This is a genomic window from Chrysiogenia bacterium (assembly GCA_020434085.1).
Lineage (GTDB): Bacteria > JAGRBM01 > JAGRBM01 > JAGRBM01 > JAGRBM01 > JAGRBM01.
Map to the genome: position 1 here is coordinate 1 of JAGRBM010000591.1, position 2,271 is coordinate 2,271.

Below are 2,271 nucleotides of genomic sequence, written 5' to 3' on the forward strand. Positions count from 1 at the left end.
AGAGAGAAACAGCTCAAGGGTTGGGTGCGTGCGAAGAAAGTTGCACTCATTGAGTCGGTCAATCCGGAATGGAGAGACTTGAGCGAAGGTTGGGACATGTCGCGAATCTAGCCGGCGACAACGCGATTCTTCGCTTCGCTCAGAATGACACCATCCGGGAAGCGCTTCCACTAATCCACGAGACGAGACTCGGCATCTGACAGATGAGCAAGCCCCCGCCGTGGTTCCTCAAAGGTTGTCATTCTGAGTGAAGGGCCGGAGGGCCGCAACGAAGAATTCGGCTTGAGTCTGCAACGACCTCCGACGACGCGATTCTTCGCGGAGCCTGTCCTGAGCAAAGCCGAAGGGCTCAGAATGACACCACATGTGACACAGTGCGGGCTGTAAGAGTCATCAAACAGAAACAGTGAAACTGCTACGCGCTCATCGCCAGCATCCGCTCGATGGGCTTCAGTGCCCGCACGCGGATGTCTTCGGGGAGCGTGATCTCCGGGGTTTCGTCGCGCATGCACAGGTAGAGTTTTTCCAGGGTGTTGAGCCGCATGTAGGGGCACTCGTTGCAGGCGCACTCGTTGGTGGGCGGACCCGGGATGAAGGTCTTGTCCGGGCAGGCTTTTTCCATCTGGTGGATGATGCCGGGTTCGGTGACGACGATGAATTCGGCGGCGTCGTTTTCTTTTGCGTATTTCAGAAGCGCGCTGGTGGAGCCGATGTGGTCGGCCAGATCGAGGACCTCGGGCGTGCACTCGGGGTGCGCGATGACTCTGGCCTGCGGGTGGCGGATCTTGAGCTGGCGGATCTTCTTCTCGGAAAAAATTTCGTGCACCTGGCAGGTCCCCTGCCAGAGCGTCAAATCCCTGCCGGACTCTTTCTGCACGTAGGCGCCCAGGTATTTGTCGGGCGCAAAGAGGATGGGCTGGTCCTTGGGCAGCGCGCTCACGATTTTGGCGGCGTTGCTGCTCGTCACGATCACATCGGAGAGCGCTTTTACCGCGGCGGTGCAGTTGATGTAGCTGACCACCTGGTGGCCGGGGTGTTTCTTCACCCAGGCTTCGAAGAGATCGGCGGGCGCGCTTTCGGCGAGCGAGCAGCCGGCCTCGAGGTCGGGAAGCAGGACTTTCTTGTGGGGGTTCAGGATCTTCGCCGTCTCGGCCATGAAGTGGACGCCGGCAAAGCAGATCATGTCGGCGTCGGTGGCGGCGGCCTGCTGCGCGAGGCCCAGCGAATCGCCCACGTAGTCGGCCACGTCCTGGATGTCGGCCTCCTGGTAGTAGTGGGCCAGCAGGACGATCTTCTTCTCTTTCTTGAGGCGCTCGATCTCGGCGAAGAGGTCGAGGGTGGGGTCTATCTCACTCACGTTCGTTCTCTTTCTCCTGCCGGCCCGTGGGTTGCGGCGCCGGGTCCGGCGGGGAACGCGCTTCTTACTTCAGATGCCCGGTGGGCACGAAAAGCTTCGCACTTCCAAGCAGTTACAAAATAACACGCCGCGCCGTGCTGGCAAGGGCGGCGGCCCTTTCGCCTTTGGCGCCGATGCGACAACTTGCCGCACGGCGCAAGGGCCGCCTGCCTGCGGATTGTCATATGGCTGTCACATGACCCGTGGCATCATGGGGGTGTCAGGGCGGGCCCCATCCGGGCCGGTCGCAAAGCCAGGAGAGATGCCATGCGAGTTCTCATCGTCGACGACCACACCCGCTACAGCGAAGTCGTTGCCGCGCGCCTGCGCCGCGGCGGCCACACCCCCATGCGCCGCTCGACGCTCAAGGGCGCGCTCGATGCCATCAACCGGCACGAGCTGGCCACCGTTTTTATTCCACCGAGCATTCACGGTCGCAGCACCTGCGAGATTGTCGAGCGCCTGCACGAGCACCAGCCCGACACGAAGGTCTTCATGCTGCTGGGCGCCGAGGGCGAGCCCGAAGACCCGGCGAAGTTGGGACTCAGTGTCAACGGCGTGCGCCAGCGCGGCGAAGTCAGCACCGGCGACGCCGCCGCCCTGCTGGGAAGCTGACGCTTCCTGCTACGGCTTTCTCGGAACTTGTAACCACAGATGAACACGGATGAACACAGATCAGATTTTTGGTCTCTTCATCCGTGTTCATCTGTGTCTATCTGTGGTTAATTCTTATTCTCTTACGCGTGGGCAGCGGTTTTTTTTAGGTGCACCATGAGCACCGAGAGCGCGGCGGGCGTGACGCCCGGCAGGCGCGAGGCCTGGCCCAGCGAGCGCGGCCTGGCGCCGTTGAGGCGCTCGCGCACTTCGTGGGTGAG

At 61.7% G+C, this 2,271-nt stretch carries 3 protein-coding genes; 1 reads left to right on the forward strand and 2 read right to left on the reverse strand.

Features of this window, described 5'->3' with window-relative positions:
* Window positions 1-415 precede the first annotated feature (415 nt).
* Window positions 416-1,357 (reverse strand): quinolinate synthase NadA, encoded by a 942-nt coding sequence (gene nadA / locus KDH09_19325; GenBank protein MCB0221858.1) that lies wholly within the window; start codon window positions 1,355-1,357, stop codon window positions 416-418.
* Between the two features lie 306 nt (window positions 1,358-1,663).
* Here nadA and KDH09_19330 point away from each other — a divergent pair, with 306 nt between their 5' ends.
* Complete coding sequence (locus KDH09_19330; GenBank protein MCB0221859.1) at window positions 1,664-2,011, forward strand: hypothetical protein; 348 nt, start codon at window positions 1,664-1,666, stop codon at window positions 2,009-2,011.
* 122 nt (window positions 2,012-2,133) lie between these two features.
* Here KDH09_19330 and KDH09_19335 read toward each other — a convergent pair.
* Window positions 2,134-2,271, reverse strand: a 138-nt coding sequence (locus KDH09_19335; GenBank protein MCB0221860.1) for a hypothetical protein, incomplete at its 5' end; no start/stop codon positions are given.